Origin of the sequence: Amycolatopsis sp. 505, from assembly GCF_031625235.1 — a bacterium.
In the GTDB taxonomy this organism is placed as follows: domain Bacteria; phylum Actinomycetota; class Actinomycetes; order Mycobacteriales; family Pseudonocardiaceae; genus Amycolatopsis.
Map to the genome: position 1 here is coordinate 311,742 of NZ_JACKQP010000008.1, position 19,286 is coordinate 331,027.

Here is a 19,286-nt window from a genome sequence, read left to right on the forward strand (position 1 = left end):
GTCCACGACGGCCCGGGCAAGCCGCTGACCAGGGACGACGCCGCTCTGATGGCGGCGCTGCAGCGTGACGGCCGCGCGGGCCTGGCCGAGCCGGCGACGGCGACCGGCTGGTCGGCGGCGACCGTCGCGCGCCGCCTGGCCGGCCTTCAGGCGGGCGGCACCGTGTTCTTCGACCTGGAGATCGATCCGGAGCCGCTGGGCGCGACCACGCAGGCGCTGCTGTGGATGGCGGTCGCACCGGCCCAGCTGGACCGGGTGGCGCAGGCGCTGTGCCCGGACGCCGCCGCACTGCACCACTACCTGACGCACCGGCTCGGAGCGCTGGAGGCCATCTGCTGCGGACGGTCAAGGCGGCCGCCTCACGCTGAGCGCAACGGCGCGCAAGTCCTAAGTGGACTTCACCTCGACCAGGTGGTCGAGCAGGCCGCGGACGGCTTCGAACTCCCGGACCTCCTGGCGGCAGTCCGGGCACGCCGCGAGGTGCCGCTCGACCCGGGCCGCCTCGGCGGCGTCGAGCAACCCCAGGCTGTACGCCCCGAGGTCGGTCCGGTCGTACCGGCCCATGGATCGCGTCTCCGTTCCGCGTCCCGTGAGGAACGCCCGCACTACCCGATGCCTCCAGAGTCCTGAGATGGACGCGTCCTCGGCGGAGTTCCGCGGATTTCTACCCGAACGGCCGACAACTTCCGAGGGCAAACAGCCCATGTGAGTGACGGCAATGGTCACGCACCTCACCCGTCCGAACACGGAAAGCTTTTGTGCCACGAACTTCGCCGATTCGGCGTCATGGGTCCCTGGCTCGCTCGTCGGACTGGCGTCGGACCGGGATTTCCCCGCTTCGACCTGGGCAAGAAGGCGATCCGAAACGAGGAGAGCGATGACCGTACGGAGCCACCGGGCGGACGACGTCGTGGACGAGGTCGGGGTGTGGCTGGCCGGGGAGTTCGCGGGGCGGCTCCCTGCCTCGGAGATCGACCGCGTCGTCCGGACGACGCGGATCGACCTCGAAGGGAGCATCGCGCCGGAGGAGCTCGGGGAGATGCTCCACCGGCTGGGCCGGGCGAGGCTGCAGCGCATCCTGCACGTCGCCCCGGCCATGCAGGTGAAGATCCCGCAAGCGCGGTGACGTGCCGGGCGGGCACGCGGCTCCGGTGCCGCGTCGCCCGCCCCGCGGCACGCCCGCACCCGAGAGCCGGACGCCTTCGCCGTGACCACACCGGGAGGCGGTTCACCGGAAGGGACCTTCGCGCACAACCCTTGCCCGCGGCCCCCGGCAATCTTGACTGGACTAGACCAATCTGCTCTAGTGACCGGTGTCACCCTCGTCTGGCCGGATGAGCACACCCCCTCCGACACCGGGCGCCCCCGCGCCCGGACTCCGTCGTGGCCGAAGGAGTGAGCGAATCTTGAGAAGACGTCTTGTCGCGGTCTTGTCCGCTGTTGCCGCCGTTGCCGGGCTCGTGTTCGGCGTACCTGCCGCCACCGGGCAAGCACCTCAGGCGGCCGCCGCCGCGTGCAGTGCCCCGAACTGGGTCGCCGGGCAGTGGTACGACGTCGGCGCCGTCGTCCGCTACACCAACGGCGGCTACTACCGCGCCAAGAACGCCAACCCGGGCTACGACCCCGTCATCAGCACCTGGTACTGGGAGCCCTACAGCTGTGACGGCGGGGGCGGCACCACCTGCAGCTACCCGAACTGGGTGGCCGGGCAGTGGTACGACGTCGGCGCGATCGTCCGGTACACCAACGGCGGCTACTACCGCGCCAAGAACGCCAACCCGGGCTACGACCCCGTCATCAGCACCTGGTACTGGGAGCCCTTCAGCTGCGGCGGCGGCACCGATCCCGGCAACCCCGGCGCGTTCGTGGTGAGCGAAGCCCAATTCAACCAGATCTTCCCGGGCCGGAACTCCTTCTACACCTACAGCGGCCTCACCGCCGCGCTCTCGGCCTACCCCGGCTTCGCCAACACCGGCAGCGACACCGTCAAGAAGCAGGAGGCCGCGGCCTTCCTCGCCAACGTCAACCACGAAACCGGCGGGCTCGTCTACATCGTCGAGCAGAACACCGCCAACTACCCGCACTACTGCGACTGGAACCAGCCCTACGGCTGCCCGGCCGGCCAAGCCGCCTACTACGGCCGCGGCCCGATCCAGCTGAGCTGGAACTTCAACTACAAGGCCGCGGGTGACGCGCTCGGCATCGACCTGCTCGGCAACCCGTGGCAGGTCGAGCAGAACTCGGCCGTCGCCTGGAAGACCGGGCTCTGGTACTGGAACACCCAGAGCGGCCCCGGCTCCATGACCCCGCACAACGCGATGGTCAACGGCCGCGGCTTCGGCGAGACCATCCGCAGCATCAACGGCTCCATCGAATGCAACGGCGGCAACCCCGCCCAGGTGCAGAGCCGCGTCGACAAGTACCGCCAGATCACCGCGGTCCTCGGCGTCGACCCCGGCGCCAACCTGTACTGCTGAGCCCGCGGGCGGGCGGGGTCACGGCCCCGCCCGCTCAGCCGGCGAGCCGGTCCGCGATCAGCCGGATGACCGCCGCCGCGTGGTCGTTCAGGTAGAAATGGCCGCCCGGGTACGTCTTCAGCTCGAAGCCCGCCGACGTCCGCTCGGCCCACTGGCGCGCCTCGGCTTCGGTGACCTTGGGGTCCGCGTCGCCGACCAGCGCCACGATCGGGCAGCCGACGTCGGGGCCGGGACGGTAGCGGTAGAGCTCCGCGGCCTTGTAGTCGCTGCGCAGCGCGGGCAGCACCAGGTTGCGGATGTCCTCGTCGTCCAGCACCGCCGCGTCGGTGCCGCCGAGCCGCTTGACCTCGGTCAGCAGTTCTTCGTCGCCCTTTTCGTGGACCCGCTCGTCGCGGTGGGCCGACGGCCCGCGACGGCCCGAGACGAACAGGGTGAGCAGCTTCGTGCCCCGCGCTTCCAGCCGCCGGGCGACCTCGAAGGCCAGGCTGGCGCCCATGCTGTGGCCGAAGAACGCCACCGGCCCGGCGATCTCCGGGGCGAGCACGTCCGCCAGCCGGTCGGCCAGCACGAACAGGTCGTCCACCGGGGCCTCGGCGTGCCGGTCCTGCCGGCCCGGGTACTGCACGGCCAGCACCTCCACCGACGGCGCCAGCGCCGCCGACACCGGGTGGAAGTAGCTCGCCGCTCCCCCGGCGTGCGGGAAGCACACGAGCCGCGCCGCGGCGGACGGCGCCGGGTGGAAGCGCCGGACCCACTCGGAGGCGTCGAGGGAAATCGTCATGGTCCCCAATCTGGCAGGCCGCCGGACCGGCGTCGACCCCTAACGTGCGCAGTACCGGCGGCAGGCCCCGGGATGCGGCCGGGGCCTGCCGGTTCCCGGTCAGCTGGGCGGCCTCACTCGGCCCGCCACAGCGCCGGGACGGCCGGGGGCTCCCAGCCGGGCTGGGCGGTGTGCGCCTGCAGGCAGACGTACCCGAGGCCGCCGTAGGTGACCCGGGCGCCCGCCGGGTACGCCGTACCCACCGCCCAAGACGTCCCCCCGGGCGGCGTGGACGAAGTCGGCGGGGACGATGTCGAAGTCGACGTGGGCCGCGTCGACGTCGGCGTCTGCGGGACGTTCAGCACGAAGTCGAAGGCGGCTTCCTTCGCGGAGCCGTTGTCCCGCACCGTCATCAGCAGCCGGGCGTCGAAGATCGTGTCGGTGTTGTTGCGCGGCTCGCCGGGGAAGTAGAGCTGCGTGGTCAGGATCGGCCGGCCGGGCGCCTGCACCTTGACGTGGATGTGCCGGGTCCGGCCCGGGTAGAGGCCGGGGACGATCGTGGACAGCGTGAACGCGCCCTGGGCGTTCGTGTACTGGTGCCCGCGGAAGGTGTAGCCGGTGTTGTCGTAGGCGCCGTTGACGTCCGCCTGCCAGAAGTCCAGCAGCGCGCGGTTGATCGGCAGGCAGGCGCGCCCGAAGACGTAGCCGGTCACGGTCAGCCGGGTGCCCTGGGTGCCGGGGGTGACGAGGTTGGTCCGTTCCGGCGAGTTCGGCTTGAAGTACGGGCCCTCGGTCTGCTCGATCGTCGGCTCGTCACCGTCGTGGCAGGCCGGGGTCAGCTCCGGTGCCGTGCCGCCGACGGCGTTCGCGCGGGCCAGCGCCGGGCCGCCGATCAGCGCGACCGGCGCGGCGACGCCCGCGGCCAGCGCGGCCTTGAGCACCGTCTTGCGGCTCAACTGGTTTTCCTCGTCCATGCCTGGCTCCTCGTGGGTGGGGGATCCCTCGAACGTAGGCAGGCACCGGGCGGGCGGCGATGGACTGGACCCGTCAGTCGTGGTGCTTCTCCCCGCCGCGCCGGAAGGCACCGGGGCTCAGCCCGGTTTCGCGGCGGAAGAACCGGCAGAAGTAGGCCGGGTCGGCGAAGCCGACGCGGCTCGCGACCTGCCGGACGGTGAGGTCCGTCCGGAGCAGGAACCGTTGTGCCTCCCGGATCCTGGCTTCGCGCAGCAGCTGCGCGGCCGTGCGGCCGGTCGCGGCCTTCACCGCCTCGGTGAGGTGGCCGGGGGTGACGCCGAGGCGGTCGGCGTGCGCGCGCACCGACCACGGCCCGGGCCCGGGGCGGCCGGTGCGCCGGACGAACTCCGCCGCGACCACACCGGCCGGCGCGGGCGGCGGCGTGCCCAGCAGCCGGCCCGCCCGCACGACCAGGACGTGCACCAGCGCCCGCAGCACCGACTCCGTGCCCTCACCGCCGCGGCGGTACTCGTCCTCCAGGTCGGCGATCAGCCGGGCGACCCGCGCGTCGGCGTGCTCGTCCAGGTGCAGCCACGGTCGTTCGCTCAGCCGCCGCAGCAGCTCGCGGTCGGCCGGGTGGTCGAGGAGGAAGTCGTCGGTGAACAGCACGAGGTGCCCGGTCAGCCCCCGGACGCCGGCCCACTGGTGCACCTGCCCGGGCGCGATGACGCCGAAGTGCGGTGGCCGCAGCGGCCAGCGCGCGGTGTCGACGACGTGCGCGCCGGTGCCGCCGGTGACGTGGACGAGCTCGTGGAAGGTGTGCCGGTGCGGGAAGTCCGCGCGGGACAGCGGCCCGATCGCGTCGAACGTGCCGACGGCGAACGGCGGCGCGTGCGGGGCGGGCACCTCCAGCCGGTGCATCGGCAGCTCCCCCGGCCGCGGGGTCCGGCAGGGCGTGCCGGGCGGAACGGTCGTACCGCGCATGGCCGAAAAGTCTAGACCAATCCGACGGCGATTCGGCCGTTTTGCCCCGATGATCGCAATCCGATCGTCGGGTACCGGACAGCAGAACGGGGCTGGTCCACAGTGGACCAGCCCCGTTCGGTGGTACGTATCAGGCGCGGCTGCGGCGCCGGTTCAGCAGCAGCATCAGCGCGCCGCCGCCGAGCAGCAGGCCGCCGATGCCGAACGGAACAGCGGCGTCGACACCGGTGTTGGCGAGGTCGCCACCACCGGAGGGCGCGCCACCGGGCGTGGTGCTCGGCGCGGTGGTGGTCGGAGCGCCCGCCTCGGTCCAGCTGGCGGTCGCGTTCGCGGCCACCTGGGTCTTCTCCGAGTCGGCGACGATCAGCGACTGCGCCGGCTGCCGCGCGTAGTTCTCCGCGACGAACAGGCGGCCGGTGTCCAGCTCGCCGGTGACCTTCAGCGAGAACGAGCCCTTGCCCGGCTTGGTGCCGGCCGGGACGTCGACGAACAGCTTGCTGCCGTCCTTGACGTCGGTGCCCTTCAGCTCCTTGCCGTCGGCGTCGGTGACCTTGACGCCGTCGGGCAGCTCGGTGGTCAGGGACGTGACGTCACCGTTGGTGGCGACCTGGAACGGGCCGATCTTGGTGCCGGCCTTGCCCTCGGTCTTCGGCCCCGCGATGTTCAGGGTCGGCTTCGGCTGCTCGCCGATGCCCTTGTTCTGGTCGCCGACCAGGTAGCTGTACAGCGCGGCGACGTCGGCGTTGGCCTCGGCCGGGTTGTTCTCGGCCAGCGGCTTCGTCAGGTTGAGGTTGACACCGTCGCTGAAGTGCCAGACCGCGGCCTGCGTGGCGGCGATGGCCTCGCGCTCGGAGACACCGTCGTGCACCTTGACGCCCTGCTTGGCAAGGGCGGCCTCGATGTCGGTGAGCTTCACGCCCGGGTAGCCGTGGTGCAGCACCCAGTTGATCTTGTCGCTGTTCTTGTTGAACGGCGAGTTCGCGGCCGGGTACTTGTTCCAGGGCGTTTCGACCATGTCGACGTCGGTGCGCATGCCGACGGTGATCTGCACGCAGTAGAGCTTGAGCGTCTTGCCGTCCGACAGCTTGAAGCCGAACAGCTTCGCGATGTAGTCGCCGCCGCCTTCGAGGTTGATCCGGTAGCCGACCGTGCCCGCGTCCTCGACGACGCGGCCGCGCGCGGCGCCGTCGTCCGCGAGGGCCGAGGGGGCGCTGACCATGACCGCGGCGGCCGCGGCGAGCACCGCGATCCCGCCACGCACGAGAGCTGACCTGACCTGCATAAATCTCCTATCCGAGCCCGAACCACGCCGTTAGGGGCGCCGTGGGATCACCATCCCCGACCACGGCGGCCACTGATTCGGGTGAGTGATCACCCGGTCAAGCGATATCGGAGCATACACAGACCACACAAGGGCTACGCACGGTGCCCCCATAAACACGAATCGCCGGAGAAATCCCCTGAAAGAGGCCCAGATTTCAGGCGCCGAAATACCCTTCGAACAGGATTCCGGCGATCTTCGTGGTGGTCTCCTTGCCGACCTCGTCGCCGCCGGCGATCACCCGCGTGTCGTTCATCAGCGCCAGGGCGTACCGCTCGTCCGGACCGGCGAAACCGACGGAGTTCATGATCCACGAACCGTCGTCGTTGTCATCCGACCAGCCGTTCTTGTTACCCGGGTGCGCGGCCGCCCCGGCACCCCAGACGCCCCACTGCTGGTTGCCGTCCACGGTGCGCAGTTCCCGGACGAGGTAGTCGCGGTGCCGGGCGGGCATCCGGGTCAGGACGTATTCGATCAGCCGGTCCAGGTCGTCCGCCGTGGTGCGGATCCAGCCCCAGTGGTGCGGGTGCCGATCGCTGAACCGCATGTCGGTCATCCCGTATGCCGGAAATCGACGGCCGAATTCGGTTTCGCCGCCATAACGGGTCCACAACACCTGGGCCGCGTCGTCGTCACTCGAATGGAGCATCCGGTGCAGCAGGTCGCGATCTTCGGCGGACAGCGTGACCGTTCCGGAGTCCGACCGCAGCAGCAGGTCGACGGCCATCGCGAGCTTCGGCGTCGAGCAGGCCCAGATCAGCGTGCCGGCGGCCGGGCTGCGGTAGACGGCGCCGGTCGAGCGGTCCCGCAAGACGATCCCGGTGATCCCGGGGCGGCTGTCGGCGTAGGCCTGCGCCCGGGCGATCCGCGCTCGCAGGTCCGCGCCGAACGGGTCACCGGCGTCCGGCGGCGACGCCGGAGGCCGGGGTGGCGGCGCGGGCGACGGGCCCAGCGCGAAGGCCGCGAGCAGCGCGGCGAGCAGGAGCTTGCCCATGAAGTCCCCCGGGTGACGGCGAGCGGGTGTGTCCACCGTGCAGACTCGCACGGACGACCTCGCCGGGGCGAGCACCGGCGGTCACGGGTCGACCGTCAGGAGGTGGGCTCGGTACCCCTCGCCGTAGGTCTTGGTGGGCGTGCCCGCGTAGTCCTCGATCAGCACGTTGCCGCCGCTGCAGCCCCAGGGGTTCCACGTCCAGGCCGTGTACCCGAGGTGGTGCGCGTCCAGCCAGGCCAGCACCTGGTCGACGTAGTCGTGCGCACAGCTGTTCTGCCCGATTTCCCCGGCCTGCACCGGGACCTGGGCCGCGACCGTCCCGATCTGACTGTCCCAGCAGGACACGGTGACGCAGGCGTTGAAGTTGTAGCTGTGCCAGGACGCCACCAGGTTGCCCGCCGGGTCCACGGGCTTGTACGCCAGCCACTGGGTGAGGTCGTTGGTCCAGGTGAGGCCGGCGGTCATCACCACGTTCTTCGCGCCGGTCGCGCGGACGGCGTCGACGAGTTCCTGCATCCCCGCGACCGGGTAGCCGATCCCGGTGCAGGTCCCGCCGTCGCGCAGGCACTTCCACGCGGCGGCCGCGTCGGACCAGTTGGCGGCCGCGTCCGGGTAGGGCTCGTTGAACAGGTCGAACACCACGGCGTCGTCGCCCTTGAACGCGGTGGCGACCTGGGTCCAGAACGCCGGCGTGTACTGCCGGCTGGGCATCGGCTTCTGGCAGGTGGCGTTGACGTCGGTGCACGCCGACGACGTCCCGGTGTACTGGCCGTGCGTCCAGTGCAGGTCCAGGATCGGGTTGATCCCGTTGGCCTCCAGGAGTTTCGCGTAGTCCTTGACCGCCTGCTGGTAGGAGGCGCCGCTGGGCGTGCCGGACAGGCCGAGCCAGCAGTCCTCGTTCAGCGGGATCCGCACCGCGTGGACGTTCCACGCCTTCATCGCGTCGACCGAAGCCTGGTCGACCGGGCCGCTGTCCCACATGCCCTTGCCCTGCACGCAGGCGAACTCACCGCTGGAGCGGTTGACGCCGAGCAGCCGGTAGGTCCGGCCGTCGGCGGTGAGCAGCTGGTTGCCCGAGACGTGCAGCGCGGGCGCCGGGCCGGGCGGCGGCGGGGTCGAGGTGGTCGTCGTCGGCTTGGTGATCGGGGTGGTCGCCGTGGTCGGCGGGGTTCCGGTGCACGCGGCGCCGTTGACCGCGAAGTCGGTGGGCGTGGTGTTGGTGCCGCTGTAGGAGAAGTTCGCGCCGGTGCTGACCGAGCCGCCGGCCGGGATGGCGCCGTTCCAGCTCGCGTTGGTCACGGTGATCCGCTTGCCGGACTGCGTCCACGTGCCCATCCAGCCCTGCTGGAGGGTCTGGTTCCCGGCGTAGGAGTAGGTCAGCGTCCAGCCGTCGGCCGCCGCGGAGCCGACGTTGGCGATCCCGACGGTGACGCCGAACCCGCTTCCCCAGTCGTTGGCCGAGTAGGTGACGCGGCAGGCGAACGCGGCGCTCGACTCACGCGCGGACGACACCGCCGTCGTCGACGTGACGACCCCGGCGGCCACCGCGAGCCCCGCCACCGCGAGCGCGGCAGGACGTTTCCCGGCTCTTCCCCACATCGGCACTCCCTTGGGCGAAGTGAGCCTCTGGGAGCGTTCCCAGACGCCGTCACACCGTCGCTGCCCGGCCCCGGGTTGTCAATCACCAACGCCGGGAATGGGGCCGAACAGCGCCGGGCGCGTTCACCCGACGACCGCAGGCGTCTCCGCCGCCTGGAGTCCCCTACGGCCGCCACGGGCGGTGGCCGCCGGGCTCGGCCGTGAAGACGGCTTCGCCCTGGCCGAGGGCGGGCAGCCGGCGCCGGAAGCCCGCGGTCGCGGCGGCCGGGAGCGTGCCGCTCAGCCGGGCGAGCCCGGCTTCGACCAGCGGTGGCTCGCAGACGGCCTCCAGCTTGGCCAGCGCGATCAGCGCCGCCCCGGCCGCGTGCTCGGGCACTTCGAGGTCGAACCGGTCCACCGGCTCGTACCCGCGGGTCCGCGCCCGCGCGAGCGCCAGCAGCCGCGCGGTGACTTCGCGGAACCCGCCGGCCGTGCTGAGCGGCGGCTGGAACCCCGAGTGGGTCAGGGTGACGACGCAGTCGGTGACCTCCCAGCCGTGCGGGCCGCACCCCGCCGCGCGGTACACCGTCTGCTCGATGGCCGTGTGGAAGGCCCGCGGGAGCGAGCCGCGTTCGACGGCCGGGCCGAGCCGGTCCAGGAACTGGACCGCTTCCCCGGCGCCGACGGGCTTTTCGACGTGGATCGGCTCCGGCGGCGCGAACCGGGCGGTGAGCCCGAACTCCTCGCGCAGGCGCTCGAGGAGCACCTCGATCTGGACTTCGCCGTAGGTCCGCACCGACAGGCCGCCGCGATCGATCCGCAGACCGAGCAGCGGGTCCTGGTCGCACAGTTCCCGCAACGCCTGGTGCAGCCGGGTTTCCTCGCCGGGCCGCGCGGTGACGACCGAAACGAGCCCGGGCGGCGGGAACAGCCCGGCGCCCGCCACGCCGTCCGCGGAACCGAGCCGGTCGTCGACGCGGACGTCCCCGAGGCCCGAGAGCCGGACCAGGTCGCCCGCACCCGCGCACGTGACCTTGGCGCCGGCGAGCGTCATCGCCGTGACCCGTCGCCGCCGTGCATGCGGGCGTAGGCGATCCGGTCGCCGCCGCGGCCGCGTTCGATCTTGAAGACGGTCGCGCGGAGCTCGGTGCCCGGCACCGCCGTGGGCAGGAAGTCGACGATCCCGGCGATGAGCTCGGGCACGCCGGCGCCGGTCATGGCCGAGCCGAAGACCACCGGGTAGGCCGCACCGGCCGTCACCTGGTCACGGACGGCCTCGGCGGCCGGCCCCATCGCGCGGGACAGCTTCGCCCGCAGTTCGTCGAGCACCCGGCGGGATCGACGCCGGGCTGGTCGAGCTTGTTGACGAACACCAGCGTCGGCACGCGCGTTCGACCTCGGCGACGAATTCGGCGTGCCTGGGCGTGTCGATGACGGTGACCGTCCGGTCGCCGGCCCGGCAGGAGACCACGCCGGTGCTGATCGTGATCCCGCGCCGGTACGGATCAACCGCATATGCCCGCGATATCCCGTCCGGCCTACCCTCACGGCTCGTGAACAGGCGCCCCGGGCTCAGCGCGCGGCTGAAGCTGACCATCAGCTACGCGGGGTTCCTCCTGCTCGCCGGCGCGGTGCTGCTCGCCGTCGTGTGGGCGTCCCTGCTGCGGTACGTGCCCGACAACGACCAGGGCCTGCTCGGGATCGCGCCCAACCGGTACCTGCTCGTGCGCACGTTCGCGCCCGCCGCCGCCACCGCGCTCGGCTTCCTGCTCGTGTTCGGTGTCCTGGGCGGCTGGCTCCTCGCCGGGCGGATGCTCGGCCCGCTCACCCGGATCGCCGACGCCGCCCGGCTGGCCGCGCACGGCTCGCTGTCCCACCGCATCCGCCTGACCGGCCCCTCCGACGAGTTCCGCGAGCTCGCCGACGTCTTCGACACCATGCTCGAACGGCTCGAATCCCAGGTCGGCGAGCAGCAGCGGTTCGCCGCGAACGCCTCCCACGAGCTGCGCACGCCGCTGGCCATTTCGCAGGCCATCCTCGACGTCGCCGGCCAGGACCCGGACTACCCCCGGGAGGAGCTCGTCGACCGGCTCCGCACGGTGAACACCCGGGCGATCGACCTCACCGAGGCCCTCCTGCTGCTCAGCCGCAGCGACCGGCGGCACTTCACCCGCGAGGCCGTCGACCTCTCCCTCGTCGCCGAAGAAGCCGCGGAAACGCTGTTGCCGCTGGCCGAACAGCGGCGGATCGAGCTGGACGTCACCGGGGAGCCGGTCCACGCGACCGGGTCCGCCGCGCTGCTCCTGCGCATGGCGGTGAACCTCGTCCAGAACGCGATCGTCCACAACCTGCCGGACGGCACGGTCACCGTCCACACCGAACGCCGGCGCTACGCGAGCGTGCTGCTGGTCGAGAACACCGGGCGGCCGCTGCCGCCCGAGCTGGTCCCGACGCTGACCGAGCCCTTCCAGCGCGGGACCGCGCGCACGCGCACCGACGAGCACGACGGCGTCGGCCTCGGGCTGGCGATCGTGCACAGCATCGTCCGGGCCCACGACGGGATGCTGGAGCTGGCACCGCGTCCGGACGGCGGCCTCCTCGTCACGGTCCGGCTCCCCGCCCGCCGGGGCAAAAATTGTTCGGGATCGATTCAGTGAAATTCTGCTAGCCTCGCCTCGTCTCGCGGCTCACCGTGGCGCCGCTCCCGCTCGACGAACTCACGAGGAGTGCGATGACTGCCATCGTCGGTGTCAAGGGCCGTGAAGTGCTGGACAGCCGGGGCAACCCGACCGTCGAGGTCGACGTCGAACTGGCGGACGGTTCGCGGGGCCGGGCCGCGGTGCCCTCCGGTGCTTCCACCGGGACCCGGGAAGCGGTCGAGCTGCGGGACGGGGACAAGACGCGGTTCCACGGCAAGGGCGTGCGCAAGGCCGTCGACGCCGTCAACACCGAGATCGCCGAGGCGATCGTGGGCCTGGACGCCGAGGCGCAGGCGACGGTCGACCGCGCGCTGGTCGAGCTGGACGGCACCGCGAACAAGGCCCGGCTCGGCGCGAACGCCACCCTGGGCGTGTCGCTCGCCGTGGTCAAGGCGGCCGCGGCCGCCAACGGGCTGCCGCTGTACCGGTACGCCGGCGGCGTGTTCGCGCACCTGCTGCCGATGCCGATGATGAACATCATCAACGGCGGCGCGCACGCGGACAACCCGATCGACTTCCAGGAGTTCATGATCGGCCCGGTCGGCGCGACGACGTTCGCCGAAGCGGTGCGGATGGGCTCCGAGGTGTTCCACACGCTGCGCAAGTCGCTGCACGACGCCGGGCACAGCACCAACGTCGGCGACGAGGGCGGCTTCGCGCCCAACCTGAGCTCGGCCGACGAAGCGCTGGAGTTCGTGCTGCGGGCCATCGAGCAGTCCGGCTACACGCCCGGTGAGGACATCGCCCTGCTGCTCGACCCGGCGGCGTCGGAGTTCTACACCGGCGAGGTGTACGACTACACCGGCGAAGGCCGCAAGCGCAGCGTCGAAGAGCACGTCGCCTACCTCGCCGAGCTCACCGCCCGCTACCCGATCGTGTCCATTGAGGACGGTCTGGCCCAGGACGACTACGCCGGCTGGAAGCAGCTGACCGACACGATCGGCGACCGCGTCCAGCTCGTCGGCGACGACGTCTTCTGCACCAACGTGAACCTGCTGAACGACGGCATCGAGCGCGGCATCGGGAACTCGATCCTGGTGAAGGTCAACCAGATCGGCACCCTCACCGAGACCCTGACCACGGTCGAGACGGCGCACAAGGCGGGCTACTCGGTGGTGATGTCCCACCGCTCCGGCGAAACGGAGGACACGACGATCGCCGACCTCGCGGTGGCCACGAACTGCGGCCAGATCAAGACCGGCTCGCTGTCGAGGGCGGACCGCACGGCCAAGTACAACCAGCTCATCCGCATCGAGGAGGAGCTCGGCGCCGAGGCCCGCTACGCCGGGGCGACCACGATCAGCGGCCGGCGCTGAGACCGCGGCCGGTCGTGAGTGGTAAGGCGGGTTCCAACCCGCCTTACCACTCACGAGCCGTCGTTCGCGCGGGGTACGTGGCGCACCACGACACCCACGATCCGCTCCCGCGGCACGAACCCGTAGTGCCGCGAATCCCAGCTGGTCGGCCGGTTGTCGCCCAGCACCACCGCGCAGCCGGGCGGGACCAGCTCGCCGCCGAGGCCGTGGACGTCCGGGTCGGCCCAGTCCACCGGGATGCGGTCGCCCGCCACCGCCACCACGCGCTTGAGCAGCAGCTGGTCGCCCACCGGTGCGCCGCTCGGCAACTGCGGGAAGCGCAGCAGGGCCACCTGGCCGCGGCGGGCGCGGCGGGTCCGGCGCACCAGGACCCGGTCGCCGGAGGACAACGCCGGTTCCATGCTCGGACCGTCCACTGTGGTCATGATCAGCCGGCGACGGATGGCGAAGACGCCGAAAGCCAGCAACGCGAGGAAGACTTTCACGACGCCGCCTGGTACCCGTCGGCCTGCAGGCGGAACAGGCGGGCGTAACCGCCGTCGGCGGCGAGCAGGCTTTCGTGCGTTCCCAGCTCCGTCACGCGGCCGTCCTCGAGGACGGCGATGCTGTCGGCGTCGCGGACCGTGCTCAGCCGGTGGGAGATGAGCAGGCTCGTACGGCCCTTCCGGTGCTCGCGGATGCGGGCGTGCACCTCGTGCTCGGCCTCCGGGTCGAGGCCGGAGCTCGGCTCGTCGAGGATCATCAGGTCGCGCCCCTCCCGGACGAGCGAACGAGCCAGCGCCAGCCGCTGCCACTGCCCGCCGGACAGCACCACGCCGGCCGAGGTGCCGATTTCGAAGATGCGGGTGAGCGGCGTGTCGTAGCCCTCCGGCAGGGCGGCGATCCGGTCGTGCGCGCCCGCGCGGGTCGCCGCGGCCACCAGCCGGGCTCGATCGTCCAGTGCGGACAGTTCGCCGAGCCCGATGTTCTCGGCCGCCGTCATGTCGTAGTTCATGTGGTCCTGGAACACCGCGCTGATCCGGTTGCGCAGCAGGGCGTGCGGCACGTCGCAGAGGTCGACGCCGTCCCAGAGGATCCGCCCGCGCGTCGGGTCGTACATGCGGCACAACAGTTTCACGAGCGTGCTCTTGCCCGCGCCGTTGAGACCGACGAGGGCGACCGCCGTGCCGTGCGGGATCGTGAGGTCGACCCCGCGCAGCACCCACGGGTGCTCGTCGCTGTACCGGAACCAGACGTCGCGCAGCTCGATCCCGCGCCGCAGCGGGGGAACCGTGTCGCGGGACCCGCTCGGCAGGTCGGGTTGCGCGCGGACCACGGCGACGTGGTGCGCGAACGACAGCAGCCGGGCCTGGCCGTTGGCGATCGACGACGCCAGCGTCCCCAGCGCGGCCTGCACCCCGGCGACGGCGGCGACGAACATCGAGACGTCGCCGGCGCTGAGCGACCCGGCGCGCGCCGACGTGATCGCCCACCAGAGGCCCGCCCCGGCGACGGCCGCGCTCAGCGCCGTCAGCCCGCCCATCGTCCACAGCTCCCGGAGGTCCATCCGGCGCTGGGCTTCGTTGGCGCTGCGGCGTTCGTCCATCAGGCGGGCGCGCAGGAACGCCCCGATGCCGAACAGGCGGATCTCGGTCGCGGCGGGGATGCCGGTGAGCAGCTGGGTGTAGAAGAACTCGCGCCGGGCGAACCGCTCGATCCGCCACTCGACCGCGGCGCGGCGCCGGGACAGCAGCAGTTCGGCGAGCAGCGCGGGGACCGCGGCGGCCAGCACGACCCCGGTCATCGCCGGGCTCAGCAGGAGCAGCGAGCCGAGGAAGCCGGCCAGGGAGAGCGTTCCGCTGAGCGTGCCGCCGACGCCGTCGACGATCTCCGGCATCCGGCCGCAGCTCTCCTGGGCCAGCCGCAGCCGGTCCTGGTAGGCGGGGTCCTCGAAGGTGCGCAACCCGACCTGGCGGCCGAGCGCGGCGAACAGCCGGTCGGTGGCGACCGTGCTCGCCGCGCGGCCGATCTGCGCGCGGACGTAGTGGGTGAGCACGGGCAGCGCGGCGACGGCGAGCCCGGTGAGCACCAGCGCCCCGGCGAGGCCGCCGACCGAGCCCGTGCGCTCGACGAGCCGGTCGAGGACGAGCTTGGTCAGCCAGGCGGTGGCGATCGGGGCGGCGGCCGCGGCCACGGTCATCACCAGCAGGCCCAGCAGCCGCGCCGGGCCGGACCGCCACAGCAGCGCGGCGGCGGCCGCGGCCGCCGCCCGCACCTGGCCCGCGCCGAGCCGCCGGTCCGGTTCCGCCACGGTCACCGGCCGGCGGGCACGGGCAGCTCGTGCACCCGCCCGGCGGTCGCGGTCACCCGCCCGCCGTCGACGACGTACAGCGCGGGCGTCCAGGTGTTGCGGAACGCGGCGGCGACCGGGCCGCCGTCGAACTCCGCCGTCACCACGTGGGCGACCTCGGCGAGCGCGCGCACGGTTTCCGGCTCGTCGCCGGCGAAGACGGCGAAGACGTTGTCACGGCCTTGCGCGCGGGCGTAGGCGAGGAAGTCGGGAAGGGTTTCGTGGCAGGCGTCGCAGTCGGCGGAGAAGAACGCCACGGTGCCATTCAGCTCGGCAGCCGTGAGCGGCTCGCCGTCGGTCGTGGTGACGGCGAACTCGCCGACGGCCGCACCGGGCTGCAGCGCGAAGAGCGAACCGGAGTCCGGCTGCCCGGACTGCGTCCGCATCCGGCGCAGGATCCCGACGGTCAGGAGCAGGTTGAGCAGGCAGCACAGGCCGAGCAGCACCAAGGCGGCGACGACGATGGGCATCAGGAACTCCTTGCGAACAGGACAGCGATGTCGTCCGTGGCGATGACGAGCACGGCCACCACGACGCCGGTCGCGAAGGCGACCGCGGCCCCGGCGACGGACGGCAGGTGCTCCGGCGCGAGCGCGCCGAGGGCGGCAGAGCAGATCAGCAGGGTGTTGCGGACCAGGTGACGCGGACCGATCGGGGTTTCGGTCGCGCCGAAGCAGCGGCAGGGAGCGCGCCGTCCGCGTCGCAGTGAAGCGGCGATGGCGGCGGTGAACGCCAGCAGCAACGCCGTCGCGAGGGCGAAGCCGGCGATCGGGGTGACGAGCACGAGGACGGCGGAGGCGAGTTCGGTGGCCACGACGGCCACCGACACCGGCGTCACCCACCGCGCGGGCATCGGCACCAGCGCGGGCACCGAACGCGCGAACCCGCGGAAGTCCCGCAGCTTCGACAACGACGAAGCGGCGAACACCACGGCGATCAGCGCCGCGCCGGCGGCCCGCAGGTACTCCATGTCACTCCCCCACGCCGGGTGGTGTCCGCGGGGAAGGTGGCGGACACCACCCGGCACGCTCGCCGGCCGGTTTCAGCAGGTGCTGCGGATCTTGGTCCACTGGCAGCCGTCCTGCACGCAGCAGAACCGGTACCAGTAGCCGGGGTGACCGGCGTTGTTGCAGACGTACTGGCCGCTGCAGGCGGAAGCCTCGGCGGTGGGCACGAGCCGGTTGAGCACGCGGTCGATCAGGCGCCCCATGGTGTCTCCCTTCGACGGTGGGTGTCCGAGGCGTGGGAAGTGGTTTGCACCCCCGCGCCGGCTGCGAGCATTGCGGGCGGCGCCGTGCCCGGGCAGCAATCCCGGACGAACCCGGACGCGCCTGCCCGCCCCGGTTCCGAGCGTCGCGAATGACTCATTCGGGACTTCGGAGGTCCCGGATGAGTCATTCGCGGCATCCGGTCAGCCGCCCGCCGCCACCGGGCGACCCAGTGCTACCGCGATCTCCGCCGACTCCGGCAACCCCAGCTCCCGGTGCCGCTCCCGCGCCGCCAGCCAATGGCGCCGCGCGCCCTCCGGATCCCCCAGCGCGGTCAACGCCCTGGCCAAGCCCGTGTGCGCCCGCGCCGCCGCGTGCAAGCTGCCCAATTCCGCCGCCATCGCCAACGCGCATTCGTGGGTTGTGCGGGCGTCGTCCGTGCGGCCGAGTTCCTGGGACGCCTCCGCCAGGCACAACAGTGCCTCCACGTGCAGGTCCCGGTCGCCCGCCTGCTCGGCGATCGCCGTCGCGCGGCGGAAGTACGTGCAGGCCTCGGCGGGGCTGCCCGACCGCAGGTGCGTGTCGCCGATGTTGAGCAGGGTGCGGCCGGTGTCGCAGAGGTCGCCGGACCGCTGGTCCATGGCCAGCGCTTTCAGGTGGCTCTCCAGCGCTTCGGCGTACCAGCCCAGCCGCCCGTAGACGAAGCCGAGGTTGGTCAGCGCGGTCCGCTCGCCCGCCCGGTCACCCAGCTCGCGCGCCAGCGACAACGTCTCCCGCTGGAACCTCGCCGAGCGCACGAAATCAGCGTTCCAGGAGGCGATCGCGCCCAGTGTGCCGAGCGCCCGGCACTCGCCGGAACGGTCTCCGGCGCCGCGGAAGCAGGCCAGCGCCTCCTCGGCGTGCCGGGTCGCGACGTCGTAGCGCCCGACCTGGCCGTGGGTGGCCGCCAGGCTCAGCAGCGCGTGCCCGCGGGCGATCGGGTCCGCCGACTCCGCCGCGCTCGTGTGCAGGACCAGCGCCTCGCCGAGGTGGCCGCCGGTCTGCAGGTACCGGAACAGCAGCCGCGACAGCAGGCCCGCGTGGCCGGACGGCACCCCGTGGACGCCGGCGCCGACCAGGTTGGCCCGTTCGGCGTCCAGCCACGCGGTCGCCGGCTCGCGGTCGGTCAGCGGCGGGATCGGCAGGCCGGGGTCGGGGACGCGGAACCGGTAGTCCCGCATCCGCGGCGCGTACTGGTCCATCGCGGTCGCCGCGGCGAAGGTGTAGTAGTCGAGCAGCCGGGTCACCGCGGCCTTCCGGGCGGCGGGCGCGTCCTCGTCCTGCGCCCGCGCCATCCCGAACGCGCGGATGAGGTCGTGCAGCTCGAACCGGCCCGCCTCCCCGCGCCGCACCAGGCTGGCCGCGACGAGCCGGTCCGCGGTCCGGGTCGCCTCCGCCAGGCCGGTCCCGGCCAGGGCGGCGACGCCGTAGGCGTCCAGGTCGGCGCCCGGGTGCAGGGCGAGCAGCCGCAGAACCCGCCGTTCCGGTTCGGCGAGCTGGTCGTAGGACAGGCTGATCGACGCGTCCACGGCGTTGTCGAGCCGCAGGTGCGCCCGCCGCTGCTCGAGCCGCTCCAGGTGGTCGGCCAGCAGCCACGACCGGTGGGCCGGCGCGGTCATCCAGAGCGCGGCGAGGCTCAGCGCGAGCGGCAGCCGCCCGAGTTCGGCGGTGATCCGCCGGGCCACGCCGGGCGCCTGGTCGACCCGCGCCGCACCGACCGTGCGTCTCAGGTACGCGAACGCGTCGTCCGGGCTCAGCACGTCCAGCGGCACGGGCGTGGCCCCCGCGAGACCGGCGAGCGCCAGGCGGCTGGTGACGAGCACCGGGCCGCCCCGCTCGCCGGGCAGCAGCGGCCGCACCTGGTCCTCGCTCCCGGCGTTGTCGAGGACGACCAGCAGCCGCCGCCCGGCCGAACGCTCCCGGTAGACCCGCGTCTTGCCGGCGAGGTCGGCGGGGACGGCGTGGCCGGGGACGCCGAACAGGCGCAGGAACGAGTCGAGCACCGCGCCCGGGTCCACCGGCGGCTGGCCGGGGTCGGGGTGGAACCCGCGCAGGTTCACGAAGAGCGCGTTGTCGCACCGGCCCGTGCGCACCAGCTCGTGTCCGATTTGGACGGCCAGCCCGGTCTTGCCGACCCCGGCCATGCCCGCGATCACCGCCGGCCCGCCCGTGCCGAGCACCTCGCCGAGCCGCGCGAGCTCCGCCCGGCGTCCGGTGAAGTGCGGGACGGCCTCCGGCAGGCCGAGCTGGGCCTGCACGAAGGTCGCCGCCTCCGCGCGGCCGCGGACCACCCGCAGCACGTCCTGCCATTCGCCGACGTAGCCCGGGTCCGGGTGCAGCACCTCGACCACGGCCAGCAGCAGATCGGTGTTGGGCCGCGCCCGGCCGGTCTTGAAGCAGTCGGCGACGGTCGTGCGGGCGGTCCGCTCCCCGGGCGGGCGCCCGGCGGCCGTCCAGAGCCGGTTGACCCGCTCGGCGATCTGCGCGTACGACGGGCCGCCCGCCCACGCCTTGAGCAACCGCAGCTGCCCGATCAGCTCGGCCAGCGTGCGCGCAAGCCCCGGATCGGGTGGTTCGGTGAACGCCATTCCGCCATGGTGGCCGCGTTTCCGCGATCGGCGTCCGGA

At 72.6% G+C, this 19,286-nt stretch carries 20 protein-coding genes and 1 pseudogene; 5 read left to right on the forward strand and 16 right to left on the reverse strand.

The annotated features are described in order from the left end of the window. Positions 1–48 precede the first annotated feature (48 nt). Positions 49–93: pseudogene (locus H5965_RS29250) on the forward strand (hypothetical protein); the annotation flags it as partial. 294 nt (positions 94–387) lie between these two features. Here the strand turns inward: H5965_RS29250 and H5965_RS29255 are convergent. Beyond that, positions 388–705 carry a zf-HC2 domain-containing protein gene (locus H5965_RS29255; RefSeq protein WP_310974180.1) on the reverse strand — a complete coding sequence of 106 codons (318 nt, stop codon included), beginning with the start codon at positions 703–705 and terminating at the stop codon, positions 388–390. A gap of 172 nt (positions 706–877) precedes the next feature. Between H5965_RS29255 and H5965_RS29260 the strand changes: the two genes are divergently transcribed. Together H5965_RS29260 and H5965_RS29265 are read left to right on the forward strand one after the other, a co-directional pair. After that, the gene (locus H5965_RS29260; protein ID WP_310973662.1) at positions 878–1,126 is read left to right on the forward strand and encodes a hypothetical protein; all 249 of its coding nucleotides are present in this window, start codon (positions 878–880) and stop codon (positions 1,124–1,126) included. Between the two features lie 277 nt (positions 1,127–1,403). Next, a complete protein-coding gene (locus H5965_RS29265) occupies positions 1,404–2,477 on the forward strand; it encodes a glycoside hydrolase family 19 protein (protein WP_396136962.1) in 1,074 nt (357 codons plus the stop codon). A gap of 34 nt (positions 2,478–2,511) precedes the next feature. Here the strand turns inward: H5965_RS29265 and H5965_RS29270 are convergent, their stop codons facing one another. The 9 genes from H5965_RS29270 to H5965_RS29310 all read right to left on the reverse strand — a co-directional run bounded on the left by H5965_RS29270 (position 2,512) and on the right by H5965_RS29310 (position 10,665). After that, positions 2,512–3,258, reverse strand: coding sequence for an alpha/beta fold hydrolase (locus H5965_RS29270; RefSeq protein ID WP_310973663.1), 747 nt, complete (start codon positions 3,256–3,258; stop codon positions 2,512–2,514). A gap of 113 nt (positions 3,259–3,371) precedes the next feature. Further along, positions 3,372–4,211: a carbohydrate-binding protein gene (locus H5965_RS29275; RefSeq protein WP_310973665.1), complete on the reverse strand. Its 840-nt coding sequence runs from the start codon at positions 4,209–4,211 to the stop codon at positions 3,372–3,374. A 73-nt stretch (positions 4,212–4,284) separates the two neighbouring features. After that, entirely contained in the window at positions 4,285–5,112 is an 828-nt protein-coding gene (locus H5965_RS29280) for an AraC family transcriptional regulator (RefSeq protein WP_310974182.1), read from the reverse strand. Positions 5,113–5,305: 193 nt separating this feature from the next. After that, on the reverse strand, positions 5,306–6,457 hold the full coding sequence (locus H5965_RS29285; protein WP_310973666.1) for a thioester domain-containing protein: 1,152 nt from the start codon (positions 6,455–6,457) through the stop codon (positions 5,306–5,308). Positions 6,458–6,653: 196 nt separating this feature from the next. Beyond that, entirely contained in the window at positions 6,654–7,490 is an 837-nt protein-coding gene (locus H5965_RS29290) for a serine hydrolase (protein ID WP_310974184.1), read from the reverse strand. An 81-nt stretch (positions 7,491–7,571) separates the two neighbouring features. Further along, positions 7,572–9,089, reverse strand: coding sequence for a cellulase family glycosylhydrolase (locus H5965_RS29295; RefSeq protein ID WP_310973668.1), 1,518 nt, complete (start codon positions 9,087–9,089; stop codon positions 7,572–7,574). A 163-nt stretch (positions 9,090–9,252) separates the two neighbouring features. Further along, complete coding sequence (locus H5965_RS29300; protein WP_310973670.1) at positions 9,253–10,122, reverse strand: hypothetical protein; 870 nt, start codon at positions 10,120–10,122, stop codon at positions 9,253–9,255. Then, complete coding sequence (locus H5965_RS29305; protein WP_310974207.1) at positions 10,119–10,397, reverse strand: hypothetical protein; 279 nt, start codon at positions 10,395–10,397, stop codon at positions 10,119–10,121. The genes H5965_RS29300 and H5965_RS29305 overlap by 4 nt, the downstream gene beginning before the upstream one ends. Next, entirely contained in the window at positions 10,333–10,665 is a 333-nt protein-coding gene (locus tag H5965_RS29310) for a GTP-binding protein (RefSeq protein WP_310973672.1), read from the reverse strand. The genes H5965_RS29305 and H5965_RS29310 overlap by 65 nt, the downstream gene beginning before the upstream one ends. On the opposite strand from H5965_RS29310, the gene H5965_RS29315 reads away from it, so the two are divergent. Further along, positions 10,622–11,725: a HAMP domain-containing sensor histidine kinase gene (locus H5965_RS29315; protein WP_310973673.1), complete on the forward strand. Its 1,104-nt coding sequence runs from the start codon at positions 10,622–10,624 to the stop codon at positions 11,723–11,725. The genes H5965_RS29310 and H5965_RS29315 overlap by 44 nt on opposite strands. A 74-nt stretch (positions 11,726–11,799) precedes the next feature. Then, complete coding sequence (eno, locus tag H5965_RS29320; RefSeq protein WP_310973674.1) at positions 11,800–13,083, forward strand: phosphopyruvate hydratase; 1,284 nt, start codon at positions 11,800–11,802, stop codon at positions 13,081–13,083. A gap of 50 nt (positions 13,084–13,133) precedes the next feature. Here the strand turns inward: eno and H5965_RS29325 are convergent, their stop codons facing one another. The 6 genes from H5965_RS29325 to H5965_RS29350 form a co-directional block, all read right to left on the reverse strand. Continuing rightward, positions 13,134–13,568 carry a S26 family signal peptidase gene (locus H5965_RS29325; protein WP_310973675.1) on the reverse strand — a complete coding sequence of 145 codons (435 nt, stop codon included), beginning with the start codon at positions 13,566–13,568 and terminating at the stop codon, positions 13,134–13,136. Then, complete coding sequence (locus H5965_RS29330; RefSeq protein WP_310973677.1) at positions 13,565–15,379, reverse strand: ABC transporter ATP-binding protein; 1,815 nt, start codon at positions 15,377–15,379, stop codon at positions 13,565–13,567. Before H5965_RS29330 ends, H5965_RS29325 begins: the two co-directional genes overlap by 4 nt. Next, positions 15,376–15,882 (reverse strand): TlpA family protein disulfide reductase, encoded by a 507-nt coding sequence (locus H5965_RS29335; RefSeq protein WP_310973678.1) that lies wholly within the window; start codon positions 15,880–15,882, stop codon positions 15,376–15,378. Before H5965_RS29335 ends, H5965_RS29330 begins: the two co-directional genes overlap by 4 nt. Further along, positions 15,882–16,382 carry a MauE/DoxX family redox-associated membrane protein gene (locus tag H5965_RS29340; RefSeq protein ID WP_310973680.1) on the reverse strand — a complete coding sequence of 167 codons (501 nt, stop codon included), beginning with the start codon at positions 16,380–16,382 and terminating at the stop codon, positions 15,882–15,884. The genes H5965_RS29335 and H5965_RS29340 overlap by 1 nt, the downstream gene beginning before the upstream one ends. 72 nt (positions 16,383–16,454) lie before the next feature. Then, positions 16,455–16,622 carry a hypothetical protein gene (locus tag H5965_RS29345; protein WP_310973681.1) on the reverse strand — a complete coding sequence of 56 codons (168 nt, stop codon included), beginning with the start codon at positions 16,620–16,622 and terminating at the stop codon, positions 16,455–16,457. A 201-nt stretch (positions 16,623–16,823) separates the two neighbouring features. Continuing rightward, positions 16,824–19,247 (reverse strand): tetratricopeptide repeat protein, encoded by a 2,424-nt coding sequence (locus tag H5965_RS29350; protein ID WP_310973683.1) that lies wholly within the window; start codon positions 19,245–19,247, stop codon positions 16,824–16,826. Positions 19,248–19,286: the final 39 nt, after the last annotated feature.